At 55.8% G+C, this 25,837-nt stretch carries 26 protein-coding genes; 17 read left to right on the forward strand and 9 right to left on the reverse strand.

Annotated elements, in window-relative coordinates; all coding sequences use genetic code 11:
* Nucleotides 1-504: 504 nt before the first annotated feature.
* From VHE58_10835 to VHE58_10850, 4 genes are all read right to left on the reverse strand, one after another.
* Nucleotides 505-948 carry a universal stress protein gene (locus VHE58_10835; GenBank protein ID HVS27766.1) on the reverse strand — a complete coding sequence of 148 codons (444 nt, stop codon included), beginning with the start codon at nucleotides 946-948 and terminating at the stop codon, nucleotides 505-507.
* 733 nt (nucleotides 949-1,681) lie between these two features.
* Complete coding sequence (locus VHE58_10840; protein HVS27767.1) at nucleotides 1,682-2,161, reverse strand: CHRD domain-containing protein; 480 nt, start codon at nucleotides 2,159-2,161, stop codon at nucleotides 1,682-1,684.
* Between the two features lie 529 nt (nucleotides 2,162-2,690).
* Nucleotides 2,691-3,332, reverse strand: coding sequence for a poly-gamma-glutamate hydrolase family protein (locus VHE58_10845; GenBank protein ID HVS27768.1), 642 nt, complete (start codon nucleotides 3,330-3,332; stop codon nucleotides 2,691-2,693).
* Between the two features lie 33 nt (nucleotides 3,333-3,365).
* The gene (locus tag VHE58_10850; protein ID HVS27769.1) at nucleotides 3,366-3,578 is read right to left on the reverse strand and encodes a hypothetical protein; all 213 of its coding nucleotides are present in this window, start codon (nucleotides 3,576-3,578) and stop codon (nucleotides 3,366-3,368) included.
* Nucleotides 3,579-3,789: 211 nt separating this feature from the next.
* Between VHE58_10850 and arfB the strand changes: the two genes are divergently transcribed.
* From arfB to VHE58_10870, 4 genes are all read left to right on the forward strand, one after another.
* The gene (gene arfB / locus VHE58_10855; protein HVS27770.1) at nucleotides 3,790-4,212 is read left to right on the forward strand and encodes an alternative ribosome rescue aminoacyl-tRNA hydrolase ArfB; all 423 of its coding nucleotides are present in this window, start codon (nucleotides 3,790-3,792) and stop codon (nucleotides 4,210-4,212) included.
* Nucleotides 4,213-4,538: 326 nt separating this feature from the next.
* Nucleotides 4,539-4,871: a DUF3301 domain-containing protein gene (locus tag VHE58_10860; GenBank protein ID HVS27771.1), complete on the forward strand. Its 333-nt coding sequence runs from the start codon at nucleotides 4,539-4,541 to the stop codon at nucleotides 4,869-4,871.
* A 331-nt stretch (nucleotides 4,872-5,202) separates the two neighbouring features.
* Nucleotides 5,203-6,219: an AI-2E family transporter gene (locus VHE58_10865; protein HVS27772.1), complete on the forward strand. Its 1,017-nt coding sequence runs from the start codon at nucleotides 5,203-5,205 to the stop codon at nucleotides 6,217-6,219.
* Between the two features lie 102 nt (nucleotides 6,220-6,321).
* On the forward strand, nucleotides 6,322-6,780 hold the full coding sequence (locus VHE58_10870) for a hypothetical protein (protein ID HVS27773.1): 459 nt from the start codon (nucleotides 6,322-6,324) through the stop codon (nucleotides 6,778-6,780).
* 161 nt (nucleotides 6,781-6,941) lie between these two features.
* Here the strand turns inward: VHE58_10870 and VHE58_10875 are convergent, their stop codons facing one another.
* On the reverse strand, nucleotides 6,942-7,115 hold the full coding sequence (locus VHE58_10875; protein HVS27774.1) for a hypothetical protein: 174 nt from the start codon (nucleotides 7,113-7,115) through the stop codon (nucleotides 6,942-6,944).
* A 260-nt stretch (nucleotides 7,116-7,375) separates the two neighbouring features.
* Between VHE58_10875 and VHE58_10880 the strand changes: the two genes are divergently transcribed.
* The 7 genes from VHE58_10880 (at nucleotide 7,376) to VHE58_10910 (ending at nucleotide 15,104) form a co-directional block, all read left to right on the forward strand.
* Nucleotides 7,376-7,882 carry a DUF1993 family protein gene (locus VHE58_10880; GenBank protein HVS27775.1) on the forward strand — a complete coding sequence of 169 codons (507 nt, stop codon included), beginning with the start codon at nucleotides 7,376-7,378 and terminating at the stop codon, nucleotides 7,880-7,882.
* A 685-nt stretch (nucleotides 7,883-8,567) separates the two neighbouring features.
* Entirely contained in the window at nucleotides 8,568-8,759 is a 192-nt protein-coding gene (locus tag VHE58_10885) for an SHOCT domain-containing protein (GenBank protein ID HVS27776.1), read from the forward strand.
* A gap of 8 nt (nucleotides 8,760-8,767) precedes the next feature.
* On the forward strand, nucleotides 8,768-9,397 hold the full coding sequence (locus tag VHE58_10890; GenBank protein ID HVS27777.1) for a methyltransferase domain-containing protein: 630 nt from the start codon (nucleotides 8,768-8,770) through the stop codon (nucleotides 9,395-9,397).
* Nucleotides 9,398-9,577: 180 nt separating this feature from the next.
* Complete coding sequence (locus VHE58_10895) at nucleotides 9,578-10,618, forward strand: hypothetical protein (GenBank protein ID HVS27778.1); 1,041 nt, start codon at nucleotides 9,578-9,580, stop codon at nucleotides 10,616-10,618.
* Nucleotides 10,619-10,991: 373 nt separating this feature from the next.
* Complete coding sequence (locus tag VHE58_10900) at nucleotides 10,992-11,426, forward strand: hypothetical protein (GenBank protein ID HVS27779.1); 435 nt, start codon at nucleotides 10,992-10,994, stop codon at nucleotides 11,424-11,426.
* 250 nt (nucleotides 11,427-11,676) lie between these two features.
* Nucleotides 11,677-12,138: a hypothetical protein gene (locus VHE58_10905; protein ID HVS27780.1), complete on the forward strand. Its 462-nt coding sequence runs from the start codon at nucleotides 11,677-11,679 to the stop codon at nucleotides 12,136-12,138.
* 128 nt (nucleotides 12,139-12,266) lie between these two features.
* The gene (locus VHE58_10910) at nucleotides 12,267-15,104 is read left to right on the forward strand and encodes an adenosylcobalamin-dependent ribonucleoside-diphosphate reductase (protein HVS27781.1); all 2,838 of its coding nucleotides are present in this window, start codon (nucleotides 12,267-12,269) and stop codon (nucleotides 15,102-15,104) included.
* 409 nt (nucleotides 15,105-15,513) lie between these two features.
* On the opposite strand, the gene VHE58_10915 is transcribed toward VHE58_10910, so the two are convergent.
* The 3 genes from VHE58_10915 to VHE58_10925 form a co-directional block, all read right to left on the reverse strand.
* The gene (locus tag VHE58_10915) at nucleotides 15,514-15,888 is read right to left on the reverse strand and encodes a hypothetical protein (GenBank protein HVS27782.1); all 375 of its coding nucleotides are present in this window, start codon (nucleotides 15,886-15,888) and stop codon (nucleotides 15,514-15,516) included.
* Nucleotides 15,889-16,142: 254 nt separating this feature from the next.
* Nucleotides 16,143-16,502, reverse strand: a complete 360-nt coding sequence (locus tag VHE58_10920; protein ID HVS27783.1) for a c-type cytochrome — start codon at nucleotides 16,500-16,502, stop codon at nucleotides 16,143-16,145.
* Nucleotides 16,503-16,698: 196 nt separating this feature from the next.
* On the reverse strand, nucleotides 16,699-16,854 hold the full coding sequence (locus VHE58_10925) for a hypothetical protein (protein HVS27784.1): 156 nt from the start codon (nucleotides 16,852-16,854) through the stop codon (nucleotides 16,699-16,701).
* Between the two features lie 167 nt (nucleotides 16,855-17,021).
* Between VHE58_10925 and VHE58_10930 the strand changes: the two genes are divergently transcribed.
* The 5 genes from VHE58_10930 (at nucleotide 17,022) to VHE58_10950 (ending at nucleotide 23,019) form a co-directional block, all read left to right on the forward strand.
* Nucleotides 17,022-18,269: a hypothetical protein gene (locus VHE58_10930; GenBank protein HVS27785.1), complete on the forward strand. Its 1,248-nt coding sequence runs from the start codon at nucleotides 17,022-17,024 to the stop codon at nucleotides 18,267-18,269.
* 11 nt (nucleotides 18,270-18,280) lie between these two features.
* A complete protein-coding gene (locus VHE58_10935; protein ID HVS27786.1) occupies nucleotides 18,281-18,574 on the forward strand; it encodes a hypothetical protein in 294 nt (97 codons plus the stop codon).
* 368 nt (nucleotides 18,575-18,942) lie between these two features.
* Entirely contained in the window at nucleotides 18,943-19,710 is a 768-nt protein-coding gene (locus VHE58_10940) for a hypothetical protein (GenBank protein ID HVS27787.1), read from the forward strand.
* 80 nt (nucleotides 19,711-19,790) lie between these two features.
* Nucleotides 19,791-20,261: a hypothetical protein gene (locus tag VHE58_10945; protein ID HVS27788.1), complete on the forward strand. Its 471-nt coding sequence runs from the start codon at nucleotides 19,791-19,793 to the stop codon at nucleotides 20,259-20,261.
* A gap of 853 nt (nucleotides 20,262-21,114) precedes the next feature.
* A complete protein-coding gene (locus VHE58_10950; protein ID HVS27789.1) occupies nucleotides 21,115-23,019 on the forward strand; it encodes a radical SAM protein in 1,905 nt (634 codons plus the stop codon).
* 253 nt (nucleotides 23,020-23,272) lie between these two features.
* Here the strand turns inward: VHE58_10950 and hemN are convergent, their stop codons facing one another.
* Nucleotides 23,273-24,688, reverse strand: coding sequence for an oxygen-independent coproporphyrinogen III oxidase (gene hemN, locus VHE58_10955; GenBank protein HVS27790.1), 1,416 nt, complete (start codon nucleotides 24,686-24,688; stop codon nucleotides 23,273-23,275).
* 94 nt (nucleotides 24,689-24,782) lie between these two features.
* On the opposite strand from hemN, the gene fnr reads away from it, so the two are divergent.
* Nucleotides 24,783-25,517, forward strand: a complete 735-nt coding sequence (gene fnr / locus VHE58_10960; GenBank protein ID HVS27791.1) for a fumarate/nitrate reduction transcriptional regulator Fnr — start codon at nucleotides 24,783-24,785, stop codon at nucleotides 25,515-25,517.
* Nucleotides 25,518-25,837: the final 320 nt, after the last annotated feature.

The following is a 25,837-nucleotide window of genomic DNA, read 5'->3' on the forward strand; positions in this document are numbered from 1 at the left end:
ATGCAGACGGAATTTGCCTTAGAGAATATTTATTTATATATCTGCCTCTCAATATGGGGGTTCCGTTGTTAAAAATAGCTTATAACCCGGACCTTTTACAATTTTCTTGCGCTCGTCGCCGTAAGGAAAATGTAAGGGAGGGGCCGTAGGTAAGCTGCGGGTGATACCGTTCCGCCGCTACAGGGAAAAACTGCATTGCCAACGTTTCTACAAGGATGCATTTCCCTTGAAAGTGCCGGTCCTGCGCCGCTTCCAAACCCTATCCAGCATTTAGCGCATTGTTGAGAGCAGGGAATTAACAGGGAATCCGGGAAGCAACGTTCTTGCTAATACCCTCCTCTACAAATCAACCTAGCTGTTTCCAGCTGGATCAGGATATCAACAGCAGATCATTGGTCGCCTCCTCTCTCGTTCTGGTTGGCACGAGAAAATCAGGGCAGGTCAACTAATCAGACCCTGAATAATTGCTCCGACTTTTATGACGGGTCGTGGGGCCTGTCGCTGCTATCCACGGACAATCAGGATAGGTGCGTTCGCAACCCGAATGAACTCTTCCGCTACGCTTCCCATCAACAAGTACTCGAAACCGACCCTCCCGTGTGTGCCCATGACTACCAAGTCGGCTTGCCACCTTGCCGCTTCTTCACCAAGGACGGCTGCTACGCGGTCTTTTTTCGCATCGAGCAGTCCTGTTTCCGGTTCCACGCCGGCCCGGCGGGCTGTCTCCGCTACCTTATCCAGCAAGGTTTGGCCCAAATGGCGCAGCTTCTGAGTAAGTTCGCCGACATCAATAATGTTTTCGAGGTCATCATCGATTGGCAGGCCCACCTTCACCACGTGCACTATGCGTAACTTTGACCTCATTTCCGAAGCCAGTTTAATCGACTCAGCCAAAGCCCGTGCCGATATGCTGCTGCTGTCAATGGGCAGTAGTATCCTCTTATACATTCGATGTCTCTTTAAAGGAAAAAGATGTAGCAGCGGTTCCGACCAGTTAGCCCGCTGACATTCATCACACCGTGTCTGCTGCACGCCCCGAGCACATTATCCCCGCCTCAATTTATCAATCGCAAGTTAGCCTGTCAATGAACACTAATCAAGCTTCATCGAAGCATCCTTTAGGTCAAAGTGCATGAGGCGTGGTCGAGTATGCACGCGACAAAACTCTTGAGCCGCAAAACAATACGACGGTTCTGGTGCTTTTGCGGGGTGACAAAACGGACGAATGCCTATCAAGGTATAGCTATCGCTGGGTCTGTTGCCACTCCTCACGTCAGAGCCTCTGCCCAAGTGGTGCTGACCTGCTCCCCAATAATTGCTCCAACTTATATCATTAGGCTGGCAATATCTTACAAGAAGGCATTTGGCGGTGCTAGCAGTCTAGCGCGAACCCTTCTCCACATCAAAATTCCCTATAACTGGGAAAGATACAGGGAAAAATCGCATTTCTGACGGTACAACTCACGCTCTTTCCCACAGGAATCCCCGTCCAAAGCCGATCTCCAGCCATTACTCCTGTTTTGGGCACGAATCGGAACAGGGAATTAACAGGGACGTATCAGGGAAATAACAGGGAATCGCCACGTGAATGAATCCGAACGATACCAGCGTCCTGGCAATTCGCAAGCCTGCCCCGCCCTACCTGCTCCGTGTCATGATCTTGTAATTCGCCAGGGACAGGTTACGGCTTGATCTGGCCGCGGATTTCTCCGCCCTTATACGCGGCGCTGTGTACGTTCACGTAGAGCAGACCCGCCTTGAACGCGGCCATTTGCGCTTGGTTCAGCTTGGCGCCGGCCGGAACGGACCAGACGTTATCGGACGTCTTGGTGAGCGGCACGATGATCCCGCCGTTCATCGTGCGGCGCTCGGCCATGTGAATGTGCGCGGCGAACGCCGCGACGCCCGAGGTGGTGATGCTGCCGCTGATCGACCCGTCATCCTTGACCGTGATGGTGCCGCTGCCCTTGGCCGAGGTCGTAACGGGCGGAACTTCCTCGCTTCCGCTGAGCGTCACCTTCACCCCGCTCGAAAACACCCCGCCCACCCATCCGGTCATCCCGTCATACCACCCGGTGACCGTGGCACATCCTGAAAGCAGAATGGCCGCGCCAATGCCCACCCATAAAGACCGTCCGATTCTTCGCTGACTTGCGTTCATACGTCCTCCTCCGTTTTGATTGACCGCACAATAAGGATACACTTTTCTTCGTGCCTGCGGGCACTCGGTTCTGGTGCAACAACTTTACGCCTCTACGACGGCTAGTGGTTGAAAGGTTCCATAAATCACAACGGACGGTGGATCCGAATCAACTTTGCACCAGAACCTCGATTCCCGACCGACAGCCCTTGTGCTTTCACTTCTTCTCTGTGGCTTTTGAAGCTGTCACTTTCTTCTCGTTCGAAGTTTGATCTGTCTTGTCTTCCTTGTAATCTCCAATGATTCCCTTTACGGGACACACTCGGAACACGAGGCATTTTTTGCATCCTACTGCGATAGCAACCGGACATAAAATCATTTTTGTTTACCTCAGGTAAGTTGGACTGTAGTTTATGCCCATCTTCATTCCAAACACATCGCGGGCGCGGGCTACCTTTTCCGGGCTCTGGTGCAACAAATTCACGACCCTACGACGGCCAGTGGTTGAAAGGTTCCCTAAATCACAACGGATGGTGGACCCGAATCAACTTTACACCAGAACCCTTCTTAGAGCCTCAGTGAATTGCGCGAACCGAACAGTGCGGGACTCCCGACCCGTGGCGTTTAATGACTGAAACATCATGCGTCGTAGTCCGACTGCAATCTCAAGCTGTACACCCGCGACAGAAGTACCACGGTTACAAATGTTGGTTGGGCTTAGGCCTTGTAGCGTGGGATCGTCGTGGTGACTGGTTTTGATTCCCACTCGCTCAAGGGCCGCGGCGATCCTTCTGCCGAGCGCAGAATTAAGTCCACCGACAAAAACCACCTGATCCTCCACGTCGCGTCCGTGGACAGTAATAATTGTCCTTGCCCGAGCGACTAACGAGAGACATCGACACTCGTCGAATCGCGTACTAGTGATATGAAGGTCGCTGTTACCGTCAGGTTTAAGGCCCTCGAAAGCATAAAAGGAAAAATCTTCACCGGCGATCGCGTCAGCAATTTCCGAAGTGCCCGGCTCAATGCCACCACCGGGCGGCGCCACAATGGCAAATGACGACGCGTTGTCACGGAAGGCAATCCCGAAATCGGTTCCCTCCCGTTCATGGGAAGCAAGGTCGTGAAAATTTCGGTACTTATCCGCCACGAACAGGACGGTACCCGTAGTGTCCAAAACTGGATCGACCATCGTTAAGCGGCAAACCGATAGCCATGGGATTTCCTAATTTAGTAATTCGCCATGCACAGGTATGCCGCGGCCACTCGAGGCCGCCTTCTCCAGGCGCTTGCGGTAATCGGCGAAGCGCTCGATCAAGCCGCTGATAAGGTTGTGCAGGCCCGTGTTGGGAATGTCCCGCACCGCCCGCGACACATCGACCACGGCGTCTCCCTTGAGGACTCCCAGCTTGAAGTCGTCGAAATACAGAAGTCTCATTTTTGCCTTCCATCGTTGGATTGAATGGCTGCGGTTCCGGGCCGATCTTCCTGTCGAGCGAATACGGCCGGCCGCCGCGCCGCCGGATCGCGGACGACACGAGCCCGTTTCAGGTTAGTGGACGAAGCCGGCAAGCGTCAAGCCGCCGCCCGCGCCGCTCGCTCTCCAGATTTTCGCCCGTAGTGGACCGGCGCGAGGCAGAATGAGAGCCATGCCGAAGATCTCCCCCACGATCACGATCTCCGACAGCGACGTCGAGATCAGCGCGATTCGCGCGCAGGGAGCGGGAGGCCAGAACGTCAACAAGGTCTCCTCGGCGGTGCACCTGCGCTTCGACATCCGCGCCTCGTCGCTCCCCGGCCCCTGCAAGGAACGGCTCCTGAGCCTGAGGGATTCGCGCATTTCCAGGGAAGGAGTGCTCGTCATCAAGGCCCAGCAGCATCGCAGCCTGGAAAAGAACAGGGAAGACGCGCTGAAGCGGCTGCAAGATCTGGTCGCGAGTGTGGCCGTGACCCCGCGAAAACGCAAACCCACCCGTCCGACCCGCAGCTCCCGGAGAAGGCGCCTGGAAAGCAAGATCCGGCGAGGACAAGTCAAGAAGATGCGGGGAAAGGTCGGCTCAATCGCGGATTGAGCGTGTGCATGGCGAATTGCCAATTAAGGCGGTGATGGGGGTCTGAACGAGCCCATGGTAGTATGACCGCCGATTGACAATACTGCCCTGACCTCACGCTCTATCTCATGATTTTGTAATTCGCCAAGAACAGGGTTAGCGCGAGTAACCTGACCGACTCTTTTTGGTTCTGGTGCAAAGTTGATTCGGGTCCACCATCCGTTGTGATTTATGGAACCTTTCAACCACTAGCCATCATAGGGTCGTGAAGTTGTTGCACCAGACCCGTGTAGCATAGTTTAAAATGCCTCAACGCTATTCTTCCGCGAGTGTTTCAGGAAACTGCCATGCCCGGCCCGGAAATCGTCATCATCCTCATATTGGGAGGGTTCGCCTGGCTCTGGTTCGACAGCCTGAAGGCCCGCGAAGCCGCAATCCGCGCCGCCCGCGCCGCCTGCGCAGCCGAGGGGCTGATGCTGCTCGATTACACCGTGGCAATCGCAGGCCTGAAACTCGCGCGCGATGAGGACGGCCGCCTCAAGCTGCAGCGCGCTTATGATTTTGAATACAGCGACAACGGCGATAACCGCCTCAAAGGCAGTGTCGTCCTGCTGGGCCACCGGGTGGTGATACTCAATATCGGATTAAGTATTGCACCGACAGTGAGGACCCTACACTAACTTTTTAAAAAGCTGTGCATGGCGAATTACTAAATTAGGAAATCCCCATGGCTATCGGCTTGCTGCTTAACGATGGTCGATCCAGTTTTTGGACACTGGTTCTGGTGCAACAACATCAAGGAGCATTGGGAGCGTAAACTGATCGGGTTTGTCCTCGGAGCCGGCTATGACTTCCTCGAGCAGCCTCAATACCCTTTTCAAGTATCGGCACTTTAACCGGCTCTGGTGCAAAGTTAATTCGGATCCACTATTTATTGTACGCAAAAGTCCGCGTGAACTACTAGCCGTCGTAGGGTTATAAAGACTTTGCACCAGAGCCCCCATGCATCCAATGCCAGACACGAAGCGTCCGCTTACTGCTCCTGAAATCGCCTCGTGGTGTCTGACCGCCGCGGCGCTGACGTTGGTGTTGTGGCTACACTTGTTGTCGGCATTGCTGGCCGGACTGCTGGTCTACGAGTTGGTCCGCGTGATCGCGCCGCTGTTACAGCGCCGCCTGTCCGGCAAGCGTTCGCGGCTAGTGGCGATAGTAGTCCTGGCGTCGCTGATCGTGGGCCTCTTGACGTCCGCTATTATCGGCGCGGTCGCGTTTTTTCGTAGCGACATCGGCAGCCTGCCCGTTCTATTGCAGAAAATGGCGGACATCATCGAGGCCGCTCGGGATACGCTCCCGCCCTGGGTGGTGGAGTCCTTGCCAGCCGGCGCCGATGCGCTGCGCGTAGCGCTGGCGGGCTGGCTGCGCGAGCATGCGCCCGAGCTCCGGCTCGCCGGCACGGAAGCCGGCCGCGCGTTCGCCCACGTTCTGATTGGCATGGTGATAGGCGCCATAGTGTCGCTGCGCCAGGCGACGCCGGCCCGAACGGAACAGCCGCTTGCCCGCGCGCTCATCGAGCGCACCGGCCGGCTGGGCAATGCATTCCGGCGCGTGGTGTTCGCGCAGGTGCGTATTTCGGCGCTCAACACGATTTTCACGGGCATTTATCTGGCCGTGCTGCTGCCTGCGTTCGGAGTGCATTTGCCGCTCACCAAGACGCTCGTCGCCGTCACCTTCGTTGCGGGCCTCCTGCCGATCATTGGTAACCTGATCTCCAATACGGTGATCGTCATTGTCAGCCTGGCCGATTCGCCGTACGTGGCGCTTGCCTCGCTTGTCTACTTGATCGTGATCCACAAGCTGGAGTATTTCTTGAACGCCCGCATCATCGGCTCGCAAATCCAGGCGCATGCGTGGGAGCTGCTGCTCGCGATGCTGGCAATGGAGGCGGCGTTCGGCCTGCCCGGCGTGGTGGCCGCGCCAATCTACTACGCTTATCTCAAGCAGGAACTGGCGGACCGCAGGCTGGTGTAGAAGCTGTCTGTAAGCTTCCATGTTTTGTAGACAGGCGAAAAGTAGAACGTTCTGGCCGAATTCTCTCTCAGCCTCTGGACCTAAACAGGCAACAGCTCACTCATGCATCCGCCTAGCCGCCGCTACATCAGCCGTCTAAATGGTCCCTCCGCACGGGGCTGGTGGGTGCGGGTGCCAACAATCGAAGGAACCGTAGCCTCGAAGCTGTTCTCCGATTCACGCTTTGGGGGAGCTGGCGCCGCGTTGCAGGCCGCCCGCGCCTGGCGCGACCGTGCTTGGCGGCGGCATTTTCCCGGGCGCCGCCCACAGCCCCGATACGTCAAGCGTAATCCGCAGCGCAATAACCAGACAGGCGTGTTGGGTGTCTATGAGCAAATCCGCCTGGTGCGCTATCGTGGGATCCGGGCAAAGTCTATCTATCGGCGCCGCTCCATAGTGGCGAGCTGGATACGCCCCGACGGCCGCATTGGGCGCAAGAGCTACTCGGTAAATAAGTACGGCCGGGCGCGGGCCCTCAGATTGGCGGCGGCTCTGCGCAAGCGCATGATCCAAGGGCGCTGAAGAGGCGCATGCCTACGACGGGTTCAGGTGCAAAGTCTTCACGACCCTCCGACGTTAGCGTAGCAATACTCTCAACAACCAGAGCAGTGCCCAGTTTTGCCCTCTACGGGGAGCCATCGCTATGGGGCTAGGAACAGGCTGGGGTTCTGGGCGCATCCGCGTCAAGGTGCAGTCCAGCCGGCAATAAATGCGACTCCGTAAGCGATGGCTGCTGCCAAGCAAAATATCACGAGACTGCGTGTCATGCTTTTCGGTATGCCCATGTCGTCCAGATAGCGTTGGATGAAGTAGCTCGCAACAAAAAAGGCTACCGTCGACAGCACAAGGTTCAGCATCTAATGTCTCCAAAGGGATTTAACAAGCTAATAACCCGTCTGGCAACCCCTTGAGAAGCCGCGCTCGCAACACGACCCACAAAATACCCCAAGCCCTGACACCAGAACTGGAACATGTTAATGGGGGCAGGTCACCTGTGAGTATGGTTGTTATCGGAAGTTGGAACCTTCTGGGCCGTAGGCCAATAGCAGAGTAAACTATTCCGAATGCCGGTATCGTGCTTAAAACCCACAAGTGACCTGTTCATGGAGACATACTCATAACGATTTCAATGTACGAAGCCTCAGTTCCGGTGTTTATTCGCATGTTGAAAAATCTCGGGGCGATTCTTGCAAAGGGTGCAACATACGCCGAAGCAAAGAAAATCGACCCTACAGTGTTGATCAATAGCCGTCTTTACCCTGACATGTTTTCCTTGGCGCGGCAAATTCAAATTGCCTCGGACGCCGCCAAGGGATGTGGAGCCCGCCTGGCGGGGCTGGAACCGCTCAAATTTGAGGATAATGAGGCCACCTTTCCGGAGCTCATAGCCCGTATCGACAAGACGGTGGCTTACCTCGAGACGTTGAAGTCCGAGCAAATTGACAATTCGGAGCAAAGGACCATTACGTTGCAAATACGTAATAAAACGGTGACCTTTTTGGGCAGGCCCTATCTCTTAAATTTCGCGCTGCCTAACTTCTACTTCCACGTTACCACAGCCTATGACATTCTCAGGCATTGCGGGGTCGAGATCGGCAAGCAAGACTTTATCGGGACACTTTAATGTCGTGCATCTTGTCGCCAGGCGGCTCGATTATTCTAAGCTGCTTGGATCGCTTTCGACCGAGTCGAGGGATTTCCATTAGCAGCTAAGCTTGGCCGACACTAAAATCCGACTTCTAAGGAAAACTCGCATTCCTGTCGAATTAGATTCCTGTTAGTCTGACTTTCGCTAAGGTTACATATCGGAAGTTAGGATCTGCGGAGAGCGACTGACACTTAATCTGCGTGTCCCTGGTTCGAGTCCTGGTTGGGGAGCCGGCACTCAACGTCGGCTTTCGACCCAAAGCGGACATTCCCGCTGACTGCTAATCCGCAGGTCGTAGGTCCGAGCCCTGATCGGGAAGCCACGCTGCACAGAAGACACAGCAATAACTGAAGAAAGAGTGGCCACACTCTAACCCTTAAGTGTTTTCCCAAAATTAAGAGATCCTTCATGGGATCCTCTTTTTGCAGATGAGATATCGACTCAACCATTTCATTTATTAATTCAGTAAACAATTGTTAGTTTGACCTAGATCAAACAATACTCAACGCCAAGTGATATAGTTTTTTGAATTGCAGTAGTGATATCGACTGCTACGGGTATATCAATACGCAGATCTCCCGGGAGCAGAAACAAACTAATATTATTCGATGGAGTAACTTCTATCATGTGGTGGGATGGTCCCTGGTACGGGTTTCATTGGATGTGGATATTTCCTCTGATTTTTCTCGTCGTGCTCGTACTGTTCCTTTTCCGGGGACCGGGCTGGCCGATATGCGGCGGACACAGGTCGCAAGATCGGGAAGAAAACGCCCGTGAGATTCTCGACCGGCGTTATGCCCGAGGAGAAATCAGCCGAGAAGAATATCACAGGATGCGGAAGGACTTGAAGTAGCCACGTCCATGATCATTGAGGAACGCATATTTCCAGGAACCGCAATGCCGGGTCAGGATTGGTGGCACGCCCTGTGGCCTGACCCCGACGCGGTAGTAGAGGTTTTAGGAATTGGCCCGGGAATGACCGTGGTTGATCTTTGCTGTGGGGATGGCTACTTTACTGCCGCTATCGCCCGGCACGTGGGTTCGGGGCGAGTCATCGGGTTTGACCTCGACCCTGACATGCTGGAACAGGCTAAAGCAGCCTGCGACGGAATGAAAAACTGCACGTGGCTGCTCGGTGACGCGATGGAGTTGAGTAAACTGATCACTGTTGCGGTCGACTACGTCCTTATCGCAAACACTTTTCACGGCGTACCGGACAAGATGGAACTTGCGCGCGAGGTTGCCAAGGTATTAAAGCCGGATGGCCATTTCGCCATTGTGAACTGGCATGCTCTCCCGCGCGAAAAGACCCCGGTGTTAGGCCAACCGCGAGGGCCGCGCACCGAATCACGCATGTCCCCGGAACAGGTCTCCTCTATAAGTTATACCGGTGGGATTCCAGCAAGACCGTTTCGTGGAATTGCCTCCCTACCACTACGGAGCAATTTTCAGAAAAGCATAGACCAGCGATCGAGAAGCGTGTTTTTTTGAAGGAGATTAAACGCTTCTGGTGCAAAGTTGATTCGGGCCCGCCATCCGTTGCGATTTAGAGAGACTTTCAACCACTAGCCATCGTAGGGTCGTGAAGTTGTTGCACCAGAACCCGAACCGTTTTGCCACTAAAACACGAGGAGAAGGTTTTTGATGCGCACTACTTACAAGATTCTAATCATGGGCGCCTCTTACGGTTCGCTATTGGCATCCAAGCTACTGCTCGCGGGGCATACAGTGAAATTGGTGTGCCTCCCACCCGAGGCGGAGTTGATCAACAAGGAAGGCATCCGAGTACGTATGCCAGTCAAAGGCAGGGACGGACTTGTTGAGATCGATTCGCGGCAACTGCCGGGTAAATTGTCCGCTGACGTTCCGCAGGTGGTTAACCCGTCTGACTTTGATCTTGTTGCATTGGCCATGCAGGAGCCCCAGTATCGTTCACCAGACGTGCGCGAGCTGCTGGACGCGGTGGCCAAAGCCAAAGTTCCCTGCATGTCGATCATGAACATGCCGCCGCTGCCTTACCTGGCTCGCATTCCAGGCCTCTCTGCTGATGCATGTAGAAGCTGCTATACAGATCCCACCGTCTGGGACAGCTTTGATCCTGCGTTGATGACGCTGTGCAGTCCCGACCCGCAGGCGTTCCGCCCGCCGGAGGAAAAGGTCAATGTGCTGCAAGTCAGCCTGCCGACCAACTTCAAAGCAGCCCGGTTTGACTCAGACGCTCACACCGCCATGCTTCGCCAGTTGGAGTCGGATATCGAAACGATCCGGTTCGACACCGGTTCCGGCAAGATCGAGTTGCCCGTCAAGCTCAAGGTGCACAACTCCGTCTTTGTGCCGCTGGCGAAGTGGCCCATGTTGATCGCCGGCAACTATCGCTGCGTAACGAAAGAGGGAATGCGGTCCATCAAGGACGCCGTGCATACCGACATCGAAGCATCGCGGTCGGTTTACAACTGGGTGGTCAAGTTGTGCAAGTCTTTGGGTGCGTCGGAGAAAGACCTGGTGCCGTTTGAAAAATACGCCAACGCGGCACTATCGCTTGGCAGCCCGTCCGCTGCCGCGCGGGCCTTGTTTGGTGGCGCCCCTAATATCGAAAGGGTGGATCGCCTGATGAAGGCCATAGCGCCGCAGAAGGGCATGCAATCCGATGTAGTTGATGAGGTAGTCGCTTTGGTCGATGCCCGGCTGGAGGTCAATCGGCGGGCAGCTTGACCCCCTTCCCGGTGGTCTTGAATGGCCGGTTTTGGCCGGTTCGCGACATGACGGAAACCGACCCGAACCGGACATTCACGGTCAGTCGATCGCGAAGTTCCAGGCTTGCGGCTGGCTGGCACTGCGCTGGACCGGCGAGTTGTCCTATGTCTTCGTCGCGCTGAGCGCGGGGCTTGTAGCCTTTGGCCTGATTAACGCTGTTGCCGTCGCGAGAGGCGCTTGGTTCGGCCCGGGTCGGCTGGACACAACCCGAACCTGAAATTCTTTGCGTAGGAGAATCTTAAAATGACCGAGCGATATCTTGAAGACTATGCAGTGGCACAGACCTTCGGCTCCGGACGGCTGCGCGTTGACAAGGAGCGGATCAAGACTTTTGCGACATGACCATACAACAGTTGTTATTCCTCTCGGTGGAAATCAACTAGCTCGTGGAGATGTTGATCAAGAGCTCGCTGAACTGAAGCGCCTTGCTCCAAAAGTCTATGCCATTGTAGACAGTGAGCGATCTTCCGCAAGCGAACTCCCTTTGGAAGAGCGAAGGCGGTTCAAGACAGCGTGCGACGAAGCAGAAATCCCGGCCCATATTACGGAGCGTCGAGCAACGGAAAACTACCTATCGGAGCGGGCAATAAAAGCGTGTTTTGGGCCAACTCAGCGAGCCTTCATGCCCTTCGAGACTAGGGATGTAGTGAAGCCGTCTTGGGGAAAAGAAGATAACTGGAGAATCGCGAGCCTAATGAGCTGGGAAGAAATTAGCGATACGGATGTGGGAAAGTTTTTGGCGACTTACTTTCCGCCGAACGGTTGATCATTTATGGGTGATACTCGGAACACCAGGGTCAGAAACGAATTATTTTTGAAGCGATTAAAATTCTACTCCCGGCATTTAGCGTTCCGCAGAAAAATGCGACCCTGACTCCTTAGAATCTATACTAAACACTAAGAGTCAGAGACGATTTTCATAATTTCATAACCGCCAGTTGGGTACACAAAGATTTACTTTCTTTTGACATTCTCTACCGATCGCGGCAAAAAACAACTCATGGTGGAGTGTAACCATGGGTGATCTCGCCGTCGCTCGTGTCTTGCACGTGCTATGCGTGGTGCTCTGGATCGGCGGCGTCGCGATGGTCACGCTGGTCCTTGTCCCGGGCGTGACCGGCGAGCCGAACGGATTCAAGCGATTCGAATCAATCGAGCGGCGCTTCGCCACCCAGTCAAAAATTACGGTACTGCTCGCCGGATTGTCGGGGTTTTATATAGTTTGGCGGCTTGACCTGTGGGCGCGCTTTGCCGAGCTGCGGTTCTGGTGGATGCACGCCATGGTTGCCGTTTGGGTGATATTTGCCGCTGTCCTGTTCGTTCTTGAGCCGCTTCTGCTTCATGACTGGTTCCGTTCTCGCGCGTCACGCAATCCATACAAAACTATGTTGCTGATTCAGCGGCTGCACTGGGTTCTTCTGGCCCTGAGCTTGATCACGGTCGCCGGCGCCGTTGCCGGAAGCCATGGCGGATTCTGATTCATGGAATTCTCTTGAATTGGTAAAGCTTTTTGATCTAGATCAACGCTCATATCAATTTAGAGCTTGTAGTGTGCTAGTTATCTTGGCACTATCAACGAGAGACAGTGCTTATCGGTAACGACGCTATGACCCAACAACTGGAACAAAAATCCGTACTCCGCGAGCAGGAAGTCTGCCGCCAAGTCCTGCTCGAAAAATATGCCAAGGGCGGCGAACAATCAATCAAGGAAGTGCGCTGGCGGGTCGCCAAGGCGCTCGCCGCGGCGGAGCCTGAAGAAAAGCGCGCTCACTGGGAGAAACGCTTCCTTGAAGCAATGGAAGCCGGTTTCGTTCCCGCCGGGCGCATCAACTCCGCCGCCGGTATCCAATTGCAGGCGACGCTCATCAACTGTTTCGTGCAGCCGGTGGGTGATTCGATCTCCAAAGTCGTAGACGGCAAGCCGGGCATCTATGTTGCCTTACTCGAATCAGCCGAAACGATGCGCCGCGGCGGCGGCGTCGGATATGATTTTTCGGCGATCCGCCCCAAGGGCGCGGAAGTGAAGGGCACGCACTCACGCGCGAGCGGCCCGGTGTCGTACATGCGCGTGTTTGACCGCTCATGTGAGACAGTCGAGTCGGCCGGCGCGCGGCGCGGCGCGCAGATGGGCGTATTGCGTTGCGATCATCCCGACATCGAGGAATTCATCCACGCCAAGGATGCCGGCGACCTGGCCAACTTCAACATTTCTATTGGCGTTACCGACGCCTTCATGCATGCGGTTGAAAGCGATTCCGAGATCGAACTGGTCCATAAGGCGCAGCCCTATAGCGATCTGGTTGCTTCGGGCGCCTATCAACGAGATGACGGACTGTGGGTGTACCGCAAAGTCTTGGCGCGCGAGCTGTGGGATCAGATCATGCGCTCGACCTACGACCATGCCGAACCTGGGATCCTGTTCCTCGATCGCATCAACCGCGACAACAACCTCTATTACTGCGAGACGGTCGAGGCAACCAACCCCTGTGCGGAGCAGCCGCTTCCGCCCTACGGCTGCTGCTGTCTTGGTTCGATCAACCTGACGAACTTCGTGCGTCTGCCATTCAGCGAAGAAGCGCGCTTTGATTTCGATGCGTTCGTGAAAGTAGTGAAGGTCGCAGTGCGGATGCTCGATAACGTGCTCGACGTCACAACCTGGCCGCTTGAGGCGCAACACCGGGAGGCCATGAGCAAGCGCCGCGTGGGACTCGGCTTCCTCGGTCTCGGCGATGCGCTCATTATGCTGCGGCTGCGCTATGATTCCGTGGAAGCGCGCGCCATGGCTGCGAAAATTTCCGAGCACCTGCGCGACGCAGCCTACCGCGCTTCATCCGAACTTGCACGCGAGCGCGGTTCCTTCCCGCTGTTTAACGCCGACATGTATCTCTCGGGCGCAAGCTTTGCATCGCGCCTGCCGCAGGAGATCAAGGAGATGATTCGCAGGCACGGCCTGCGCAACAGCCACCTATTATCGATTGCTCCGACCGGTACCATCAGCCTCGCCTTTGCTGACAATGCCGCGAACGGGATTGAGCCGCCGTTTGCCTGGGCCTACACGCGGAAAAAACGCATGGCGGATGGCACGATGAAGGAGTTTCCGGTTGAGGATTACGCCTACCGTCAGTACCGTCATGCGGGTGGTGACAGGGAGAATCTGCCCGGGTATTTCGTCACGGCGCTTGATCTCTCGGCGGCAGCGCACAAGGAAATGGTCGCCGTGGTTGCGCCGTATATTGACTCGAGCATTTCCAAGACCGTCAACATTCCCGAGACCTATCCCTACGACGACTTCCAGGATCTCTACTTTGACGCTTGGAAGTCAGGGTTGAAGGGGCTGGCTACCTACCGGCCTAATACCGTGATTGGCTCGGTGCTGGCGCTGGACAAGCCCGCAAAGATTGGACCGCAGGATTTCGCCTCGAACGACGTCAATCGTCGAATTGAGATCAAGGCAGTGCCGGTTCCGGTGCTCGCGTCCCTGCGCTGGCCGGGCCGGCCAACCCTCACGGGGGGAAACCCCGCCTGGACCTATATGATCGAACATACCCACGGAACATTTGCGCTGTTTGTGGGCCATGTCGAGAACGAAGGTCGGGCCTTTCCCTTCGAGGTCTGGGTCAATGGCATTGAGCAGCCGCGCGGGCTCGGAGCGCTAGCCAAGACACTCTCGATGGACATGCGCGCGAACGACCCGGCTTGGCTCAAGCTCAAGCTTGAGACCCTGGCCAAGACCGCAAGCGACGATGCCTTCGACATGCCGTTTCCGCCGCACGGCGAGAAAAAGCGTATGCCGAGCGTAGTTTCGGCGCTTGCGCAGGTAGTGCGCTATCGTGTTGAGCAGCTCGGTGCGCTGGATGGCCGAAAGACCGGCCCAGTGCTCGACGCCATGTTCAGCCTCAAGGAGCCCAAGACCGGCGCCGATGGCACCATGTCCTGGACTGTGGACGTGCTGAATCCGCACACGGGAGACGATTTCGTGCTTGGCCTCAAGGAGATTACCCTTCCAGACGGCGTCACACGGCCCTATTCGATGTGGCTCTCAGGCGATTATCCGCGTTCTCTGGATGGGCTGTGCAAGATTCTGTCTCTCGACATGCGCGTGATTGATCCGGCCTGGATCGGCATGAAGCTGCGAAAGCTGCTGCATTTTCCCGAGCCGCTCGGCGATTTCATGGCCTTCGTACCGGGCAGCCGGCGTCAGAAAAACTGGCCCTCGACTATTTCCTATGTCGCAGCGCTGATGATCCACCGCTACGTTATGCTTGGTATCCTCAACGAAGAGGGTATACCGTTGCAGCAGATGGGTATCTTGGAAGCTCCGCAGCGCGGCGCGGCGTCGGCGATGAAAGGTGGACGATGCAGCGAGTGCGGTAACTATGCCGTGATTAAGAAGGACGGCTGCGACTTCTGCACGGCCTGTGGGGCGGTTGGACTCTGCGGATAACTATTACCCGTTTGCAGCTACACGCGTTTCACACGGACGGTTTAGTTAAACATGCTGGCGCCCGAAAGCGACCGTGCGGAGTAGCGGTGAAAAGGAGAAGGACGCCAGCGTCACAATGTCCAGTTTTCGTTGGGTTGGCGCGCGACCTCTATGCCGCTGACCAGCGTCAAGAAACTGTAGCGCACGACCCACAGCACCTCTGCTGGCCACCCCGCACAGACCGGCAAGTAAGAGTAGTTTGATCGAAACAGGCGTTTCTTTGCGGTTCAGATTCATTTTCATTCCAAGCCTATGTCCATTGCCCAGATAAAATCTTCCTTTGGACAACAGGAACCGCCCCAGTCCGGGCAACCATCATCCGCATTGCGAACCGCGAGCGGATATTTAGTTATTTACCCGCTCCCACCGCCTATTGCTGCGCTTTCGCAGCTAACTCGCGATGCAACTTCGCCAGCGCCAGGTTGTCCCGGGCAGCGTCCTTATACTTTTCGACAAGACGGTCGCAATGTTGAACTAAATTGTGCTTTTCCTGTAAGACGCCGATCTTGCCGTACGCCTTGCCCATTTGCTTGTGTTCCTCTGCCTTTGCCTGAAGCGTTTTCGCTTCCTGCTCGTAAAATGCGGCCAAGGCTTCATGGTCCGCCCTGGTTTTTGCGCTCTCGATTTTCTGCGCCTGCGACGACAGCTCCTGACCTGCACTCAACGCGTATTCACCCAACGATAAGCTAAGCGCGAGTAAAGCAGCGCAAGCACCCAGCGTGAGACAAGATGACTTTCTGTTCATAGCCGATCTCCTTTTTTCATCAATATTTACGCCAAGAACCGGGGTTATTTGCATATTTCCCACTTAAAACATTTTAGAGTTTGAGTATATTCGTCAAATAGGCTGTTGTTTTGATATAGATCAACTTCCGTGCACTTCGTATCCTGTTCTGCAATATTTGGCAGAAGATAAGGCCGAGCACCACACCGAATTAGGCGAAAATCAGAAGCGAAGGCTGACGCAGCCTCGCGTATGAGCAATGGCGCGATGTTAGCCTACAAGGATTCTAAGTACGCGGCAAGCGCCTTCATTTCTTTCTCGGAGAGCTGCTCCACAATCCCGTGCATAATCGGCGAATTGCGCAGATTTTGCTGAATCACAGTAAGCTGCCGCACCAGATATTCGGCGTGCTGTCCGGCCAAACGAGGGAATATCGACGCACCTTCGGCGTTTTCCCCATGGCAGGATGCGCAAGCCGGGATTTTCTTGGAAGGAATGCCGTTTTTGAAAAGCGCCTTGCCTTCCTCGATGAGTGCAGTGGGACCTTTCTTGCCGCGCATGGGAGGCTGCTTCGCGTAATACTCGGCCAGACCGCTAATTATGGAATCATCCAGTGTTCCGGCGATGCTCCACATAAAATCATGCGCCTCGGGACTCCGGACGCAGGCGGATATAGGAGCCGTCGTTCAACCAAAGCCTTGCTCGGGGCTTGAGAGTTTCCCTCGGCAACGTCCTTCAGGATCACCTTCTCCAGCGACAGGTCCGCCACCTGCTTCTTCAACCATGCGTTCTCGCGCTAGGCTTCCTTGAGGCGCTTCGCCTGATCTGCCTTCAACCCCCATACTCCCGGCGGCAGCGGCAGTAAGTCACGTCTGCAATCCCGGCATCTTTGCAGGCCTGCTGCACCGATTTACCCTCGCCCATCAGCACTTCGATCCGGCGCAGCTTCGCAACCACCTGCTCCGGGCTGTATCCCTTCTTCGCCATTCTCCGGCTGCTTGCTACAAGTTAAATATTACAACTTTCAGCCCGGCACAGAAAAAGCCGGTCACCTCACCGACGAACCGAAAGATTGATTTGATTTGATCTAGATCAAATTGATTTATAGGCAGCAGTTGCATACTAAAGCCTTGGAAAAGTAATGCCAGGAGGCGATGATGAACACGACACGATTACGGTTGAGTGTAATTGCTGCGGCGATTGCAGCATCGTTCCCGGTCGCGGCACTAGGTGCCGATGACACTACGACTCTGAAACAGGAAATCGAGCAATTGAAACAGGAGTTGTCGAATCTACGTGATTTAGTCCAGAAACAAAACCAGGAAGCCGCGAGCAAGGAAGAGGTGAAAGCCGTCCAAACCCAGATTTCTAAGGTCGCTGAGGAGCAGTCGAAATTCACCGAAGTAAATTCGGCCGTACACCTCGCTGGCTACGGCCATGTGGACTTTACCGACCGCAAAAAAGCCAACAGCTCATTTAGCCAAGTCGGCTTCAATCCCATCTTCCATTATCAGTACAAGGACCTGATCCTGTTCGAAACCGAGCTGGAGATTATGGCCAACGAAAAGGGGGAGGCGGACGTTGGACTCGAATACGCGAACCTGAACTTGTTTGTAAACGATTACATCACAGTGTTCGGCGGCAAGTTTCTCTCCCCAGTAGGCTACTTCATCCAAAATATCCATCCGGCCTGGATCAACAAATTCCCCTCCAAGCCACCTGGATTTGAAGAGGAAGGCGGTGCGGCACCTATCACCGATATCGGGTTGGGCGTAAGAGGCGGGTTCCCGTTCGGCTCGACTGCAAAGGCGAATTACGCGTTGTATGTCGGAAATGGCCCAAGACTCGCTCTTAATGGGGCGGGGAACGGAATCGAATCCATCGTGGCCAAAGGCGGAACGACGAACCCCTCAAATAGGAAGTTTTTCGGCGGGCGCCTCGGCATTTTGCCCATTCCCGGCTTGGAGTTCGGCGTTTCCGGGGGAACCTCGAGGGTGGCGGTCGAACCTGGGGGTGGCGCACCGGTCGAGGCCAACAGAAGTTACGACGTGCTTGGAGGGGACTTCGCTTACAAGTGGAAGGGTCTCGATTTACGCGGCGAATATATCGAGCAGAGTGTCGGTGACCTGGCCACAAGCGTGGCACCGCAAGGCGGGACGTGGAAGACCTGGTATGCGCAGGCGGCCTACAGGATCCCGTCCACGAACTGGGAGCCGGTTGTACGCTACGGCAAATTCACGTCGCCGAACGCGGACCAGAGCCTGAGGCAATGGGGACTGGGCCTCAATTACTGGTTTGCACCCAGCGCCGTTGGCAAGGTCGCCTACGAGTTTAACCACGGTCTTGCTGATACGATAAACGATAACAACCGGCTGCTACTGCAGTTCGCCTTTGGTTTCTGAAGGAGCGACACATGAAAACATTACAGCTTAAAGTTGCACTCATTGTATCTGCTTTTACTCTTGGCCTCGGTGTTATAATGCCTTGGAGCACCGCGGTTGCGGCAGAAGAAAAATTCGATCCTTCGGCGTTTTCGCGTGGTGCTCAGGCTTGGGCCAACAACTGCGCCCGTTGCCACAATATGCGAGATCCAAAAGATTTCCGGGATGACGAGTGGAAAGTAATCATGAGTCACATGCGCATACGTGCCGGACTGACGGGCCAGGAAGCACGCGACATACTGCAATTCTTGCAGAGGAGCAACTGATATATGGAAAATGCCAGGTTACTTTTACTTGCAACCCTGTTCCTGGCAAATCAAGTCCCAGCCGCCGAACTAACCGGTAAGGCAGTTTACGAAGGTACTTGCATTGCTTGCCACGGACGAGACGGGAAAGGCGCGTTTCCAGGAGTACCCGACTTCAATGCGCCAAACGGTCCCTCGACCAAATCAAATGACACCTTGAAAAAACACATACTACAAGGGTTCCAGAGCCCGGGGTCCCCAATGGCAATGCCACCAAAAGGTGGGAACCCTACTTTAACGGATAGGGATATCGACGAGGTGTTGCGCTATATGCGGGACACATTCCGGCGTTAGCTCAAGGTGTCAACTATTTCGTGGGAAGATTATCTGTGGAACGCCCTGCCGAGTCGATGTCGAGCCATTCCCTGAGCACGCTTCCGACGCCCGTACGCGTCCTGTTCACCTGTTTTCTCCTTACCATCGGGATTGGATATATCACAGCGTTGATTTATCTTTATTTCGTTGACGTCGCTCCGCACTTGAAGATGGGCATGAACATCATCCAGGGGATCGCCATGAAGTACCACGGCACGCCAGGTGGTAGCCGTCTCGAGGCGGCCCTGCGCGGACCCATGGCCGACCGGGCGAGCCCCGCGGAAAAGCAGGCGATCATCGGTTGGATCCGAAGCGGTTCACCCGCGGAGGGATTCGCGTCGATCAGGCACACATTCGAGAACAACTGCATGGCATGCCACAGTCCGAAGTCGGGGCTCCCGGTTCCTCCGCTGACGACCTTCGAAGAAGTGAGAAAGTTTACCGAAGTGGATACCGGAACAAGCGTCAGTCAGTTGGCGCGGGTATCTCATATTCATCTGTTCGGCATCAGCATCATTTTTCTCCTCACCGGGTCGATCTTCGCGCTCAGCGAAATTTCCCCAAACCTGAGAATTCTGATTATCGTGGTTCCCTACCTCGCTATATGGGCTGACATTGGTGCGTGGTGGGTCACGAAATACGAACCGTTCTTCGCTTGGGCCGTGCTCATCGGCGGCTTGTTAATGGGGCTGGCGTTGGCCACGCAGATACTGATCTCGCTGTGGGCGATGTGGTTAAGGACCCCGGCAGCTGTCGGGCCAGTCGTGCGCGCCACAGGCTGAAGGCGCCAGCCGGATTCGAGAAGTGGAGCCTGACCGGCTGATGCCCGTTCCGAAATAACCGGTCTATCGAAGGAGACTTTATGTTTGCGCGCGATTTTCTGCATTTGTTGCTCGCCGGCTTGCTGGCAGTTTTGGGCGTCGTCTCGGGACCCGCGGCGGCGGACATGGACCGGCAGAGCAAGGTCGTCGGCGGCATGACGATCTACGTCGGCATTGTACCCGCGGAAATTGTCCGCGGTTATCCCAAGGAGCACGTCGAGGGTTCAATGCATGGCGGGGCTCCCTCCGGCTCCGGCCAATACCATCTGGTCGTTGCACTGTTTGACAGCAAGACCGGAGAGCGTGTCTCCGACGCGGAGGTCAGGGCGAGAGTCGAAGAACTCGGACTGGGCGGGGAGGAGAAGAGACTCGAGCCCATGTTGATTGACAACACCGTTACTTATGGCAACTTTTTCAGGATGCCCAATACCGGTCCATATCGCATCGTTGTGCAGGTACGGCGGCCCGGGTCATCACGCGTCGAAGCGGTGTTCGAGCATCGGCACCGGTGAATCCGTCGGGCCGAGGTTAATCGGGCACTGACCGTTTTCGACAAGGTTCAACGCGGGCGTTAGATAGAACCACATTGAGGAGAAGACCGTGAGATTTGCATTCATCGAATTGATGACCACGCTAGCGCTGGTCGCGAGTGCAAAAGCTGTAGCCGACGGGAAAGACGTGTACACCAAAGCCTGTGCCATCTGCCATGCTTCGTTGCCACCCAAACTGGGCGATAAGGCGGCGTGGGCACCCCCGCATCAAGCAAGGGACGGATGCGATGGTAGCCGCCGTCCTGAAAGGAAAAGGGGCGTTTCCAGGAGCTCCTGACTTAACTGCGCCAGACGGTCCCTTGACCAAACCAAATGACACCTTGAAAAAACACATACTGGAAGGGTTCCGGAGCCCGAAGTCCCCAATGGCAATGCCGCCAAAAGGTGGGAACCCTACCCTAACGGATAGGGATGTCGATGAGGTGTTGCGCTATATGCGGGACACATTCCGGCGTTAGCCCGGTATCGGAATTACGGGATCAGGTGTTTCGAAGAATTGGAATGCTTGTTCCCTGTGATGTAGCCGGCTTTTGCGTAGCCTTGAGGCGAGGTGTCTGCGTCGAGACGTCGGCGGGCTTGGGATGTGCCCAGCGGGCAAACGACGTGTGCATGGCGAGCTGCTAAGTCAGGCGGCAATGGGGGTCTGAATGAGCCCACGGCAGTTGACTGCCAAGAAAAGTGATGGAGATCAGCTCGCGTCGGAGACGCACGACCAGCTTGCTCAAAAGGTGTCAACGCAATATTCACCGCAATCGAACCGTGACGGCGGCAACGCTGCGGTCTTAAGCATTCCTTGTCCACGAGGCGCGAAACCATGACCGTGCAACTGCTGCTCATTAATCCCAAATTCGGCGAAAGCTTTTGGAGTTTCAAGTGGGCAATCGAGGAAATCGTTCCCAACAAGCGCGCGGTCAATCCACCGCTGGGACTCGCCACTCTTGCTGCATTGTGTCCACCCGACTGGAAAATCGAGATCATCGACGAGAATATCGAGCCCGTCCCGCTGCAACCGCTTGCCGATATCATCGGCGTATGCGGCATGGGCGTGCAGTTCAAACGCCAGACCGAACTGCTTAACTATTACCGCAAGCGCGGCTATTTCGTGGTGGCGGGCGGCAGCTATGCTTCACTGTGTCCGGAACTGTTTGAGCCGGTTGCCGACACCGTCGTTAGTGGCGAGGTGGAGTATATATGGCCCCGGTTCTGCGGCGATTTCGAACGGGGTTCGCCGCTTGCGCTCTACCGTGAAACCGGCACCGTCACGCTTTCCGATTCGCCGACGCCGCGATTCGACCTGCTCAAACTCGAGAAATACACGACGGCCACGCTGCAGTTCACCCGCGGCTGCCCGTTCCGTTGCGAATTCTGCGACATCATCGTCATGTTCGGGCGCCGGCCGCGCTGGAAGACCCTGGAACAGGTGGGGCGGGAGCTTGACGCGCTGCGCGTTCGCAAGGTGCGCAACGTGTTCTTCGTCGATGACAATCTGATAGGCAACAAGGCTGTCGCAAAGGATCTGCTGCGTTTCCTGCGGGCTTATCAGGAATCCCACGGCTACCGCTTCCGATTCGGCACCGAGGCGTCGCTCAATCTCGCGCAAGACGCGGAGCTGCTGAACCTGTTCCGAGAAGCGAATTTCATCTGGCTTTTCGTCGGCATCGAATCGCCCGATCCGCAAACTCTCAAGGAAATCCGGAAGATCCAGAACACCCACGAAGACGTCTTGACCTCGGTCCGGCGTATTTACTCTTACGGCATCGACGTGCTGGCCGGGTTTATCATCGGATTCGACAACGACACCCTGGCGACCTTCGAACTCCAATATCGTTTCATTCGCGATTCCGGAATCCAGGTCGCGATGATCGGCCTGCTTACGGCGCTGCCGAAAACACCGCTTTACGAGCGGCTGCAGAAGGAAGGCCGTCTGATTGCCGATGCCGAAAACACCGACAACACCAAGCTCGGCACCAACTTCATGCCCAAGCGGATGGGCTACGATGAAATGATCGAAGGCTACACCCTCCTGTACCGGCGCCTGTTCAGCGATCGGGGCATAGCCGACCGCGTCCGCAACAAGATGAAGTATCTCGGCGAGCCCGTGTATCACGGTGAGTATTCCCCGCGTGAGCAGTTTGGCATTCTCGCCAAACTGCTCACCAAGGGCGTACTGGCGGGCGGCTGGTCGCGGCTGTTTCATTTCGTGCGCAGCCTGCCGTGGTCAGCCCCCGGGAAGCTGCCTCTCGCGATCGTTGACTGGATCGGTGGGCTCGCCATGCGCGATTATGTCGACCGTCATTTCGTGCAGCCCGGTGTCCGCGACAGCGCAGCCGCGAAGAGATGGTTCGCTTCGATCGAGCGTGCGGTTAAAACCTACCTGTCACAGGGAAAAGCAAGCATCGAACTATGTCTGTCTGCCGGCGCTGCGCCACGACTCCAGATCAGATTGTTGGGTTCGCTCGACCGCATCTTTTTTTCGCGGTGCGCGCGCCGGATCGAACGGCTGCTCAAGCAAACATGCTCAACCGTGACGCTAATCATCGACGAAACTCAGCGTCCGCAGCTGCATGAGCTGAACCGCCTGCTGCAACGCCTTGCGCGGTATGGCGATCGCATCTTCATCGGGATCAGCGAACGACTGCGGGACGCCCTGGTCATCGACTCGTCGGTGTTCAATCTGATGCTTGAATACCCCCAGCACAATATCGGGACATCCCTATAGAGTGATCCGGCCCGTTTGGGCTAGCACCTTTCACGAGGGCAAGCATTTAGGGCATATATTGTCATAACAGCGTCAACGCTGCTATCCGTAGGGTTATATTCGTCTGGCATTGTTAAGCTAATTTTCGCCGCTACCACATCTGATGTTCGGACGACATGCCGAACCGCACGAAGTTGTGGGCCGAGCCTCGATTTTCAACTTAATGGACAATATCCAACAAAAGCGGCAGCCAGCGCGATCTCGAGTAATGCGTTCATATCACTCTCGAATAGTGCCGTCGCTCGCGGTCCTGGCGAAGATAGCGGTCGAATACCATGCAGATATTGCGCACCAGCAGCCGCCCTTTCGGTGTAATTCTAATTTCAGCGTCGCCGAGTTTAACCAGGCCCAGTTGCTCGAACTCGCGTAGCTCGTTGAGCTCGGATTCAAAATACCTGTTGAAGTCGACCAAATAGGAAATCGCGAAAGACTGCTTGGTCAACACAAAGTGGCACATCAGCGCGTCGATCACCGCGCGCCGCAGCAAATCATCGGCTGATAGCTCGAGACCGCGCATGATCGGCAGCGTGTTGCGGTCGAGCGCGTCGTAGTAATCCTGGAGCGCACGGAAATTCTGGCTGTAAGTCGGGCCGACGTTGCCGATCGCGCTCACGCCGAGCGCAAGCAGATCGCAATCGGCGTGCGTCGAGTAACCCTGGAAGTTTCGATGCAGCCGCCCCTGGCGTTGCGCCACCGCCAGTGAGTCGTCGGCCTTGGCAAAATGATCCATGCCGATGTACTGGTAGCCCGCGGCGGTCAAACAGCGAATCGCCAGCGCCAGCAGCTTGAGCCGCACGTCAGAAGCGGGCAAATCGGACTCGCGGATGCGGCGTTGCGGCTTGAACAACGTTGGAATATGAGCGTAGTTATACACTGCAATGCGGTCGGGTTCGGCGGCGATCACGCGCTCGAGCGTGCGCTCGAAACTCACCAGCGTCTGTTTCGGCAGACCGTAGATCAGGTCGATATTGACCGAGCGGAAACCGTTATCCCGCGCCGCGGCAATGACCTCGAGCGTTTGCGCTTCGCTCTGAATTCGGTGTACCGCGCGCTGTACATCCGGATCGAAATCCTGGACTCCGAGGCTGACACGGTTGAATCCGAACTCGCGCAGGCCGGTGACGTAGCCAGCGTCGGCCGAGCGCGGGTCGAGCTCGATTGAATATTCGCCTTCGATATCGAAATCGAAGTGGTCACGCAACTGTTCGCTCAATTCGGCGACCTGGTCGAGTGTGAAGAAATTGGGCGTGCCGCCGCCCCAGTGCATTTGTGCAACCTCAACACGATCGCCAAGCGCGCTCGCCTGCAGCGCGATTTCCTGTGTCAGGTATTTAAGGTAGGTGACGCCCTTGCTGCGGTCGCGGGTTACGATCTTGTTGCAGCCGCAGTAGTAGCACAGCGTGCTGCAGAACGGCAGATGAACGTAGAGTGCAAGCGGACGTGAGATACCGCCTACATTGCGGCGCGCAAGCCAAGACTCGTATGCGTCAGCCCCGAACGCTTCGACGAAGCGGTCGGCGGTCGGATACGAGGTATAGCGCGGGCCGAGCTGGTCGAAGCGCCGGATCAACTCGAGATCGATCTCAACCGCCGGTATGATAGTCGGCGCAGATTTGGCTGGTTCAAGCATGGTAGTTTCGTAAATATATTAGTGGGAGCCCTAATAACCTGTTTGATCCAGATCAAGTTCGTTATAAAATCAGGGCTGGAGAGGGGCAAATCCGATGCGAATCATCCCGATTAACGTCACGCAGCTGCGCAAAGTGTGCTCGTCGTGCAGCCTGCGCGAGTTGTGCCTACCGGCCGGCCTCGACCAGGGCGAGCTCGAGCGGCTCGACAAGATTGTCAACCGCATGCGACCGCTGAAGCACGGCGATTGCCTGTATCGCACGGGGGGAGCGTCGCGGTCGCTCTATGCGGTGCGCACCGGTTTTCTGAAGAGTTTAGTGTTGCACGATGACGGGCGCGAGCAGATCGTGGGTTTTCACATGATGGGCGAATTGCTCGGCATGGACGCGATCGGCGCCGGCAAGCACCTATGCGACGCGGTCGCGCTCGAAGACAGCGAGATATGCGAAATCCCGTTCGGCGAACTCGAGCACCTCAGCCGCGTCTTGCCGGCATTGCAGCAGCACTTCCATCGCATTATGAGTCGAGAAATTGCGCGCGACTATGGCGTGATGCTGCTGCTCGGCAGCATGCGCGCCGAGGAACGGCTGGCGGCGTTCCTGCTCAATCTGTCACAGCGCTTCGTGACGCGAGGCTATTCCCCCACCCGCTTCAACCTGCGTATGACACGCGAAGAGATCGGCAGCTACCTCGGCCTCAAACTCGAAACCATCAGCCGCACGTTTTCCCAGTTCCAGAGCGAAGGTCTGATTAAGGTCCAGAAAAAGAGCATTGAGCTCAAGGACCTCGAGCGCTTGCGCGCGCTTCTCAGCCAGAGTACCGGCCACTGACAATGTGTGCTAGCAGCTGTAGTGTGTCACGTTCACAAATAAACTGCATCGTCGCGCCGACCTTTCTTCCAGACCCATAGAGTCCGCTTTGAAAGCCGCGTGAGCCCGCAGTTACTCATATGATGACTTGGCACAAAAACGCGGACAGCTCACTCAGACAGTGTTTTAGGGGGCAGGTCAAAAGTAAGAAGGCAGGAACATGAGCCAACATTCTCATCACGACGACCATTCACACGATGACGAAGATCACGACCATCCGCACGGCCCCTCTCACGGTCAAGGCGGGCATGGTGGACACGGCCACACTCATGGGTTTGTTG

It is taken from the genome of Burkholderiales bacterium (assembly GCA_035543335.1).
Classification (GTDB): Bacteria; Pseudomonadota; Gammaproteobacteria; order Burkholderiales; family JAHFRG01; genus JAHFRG01.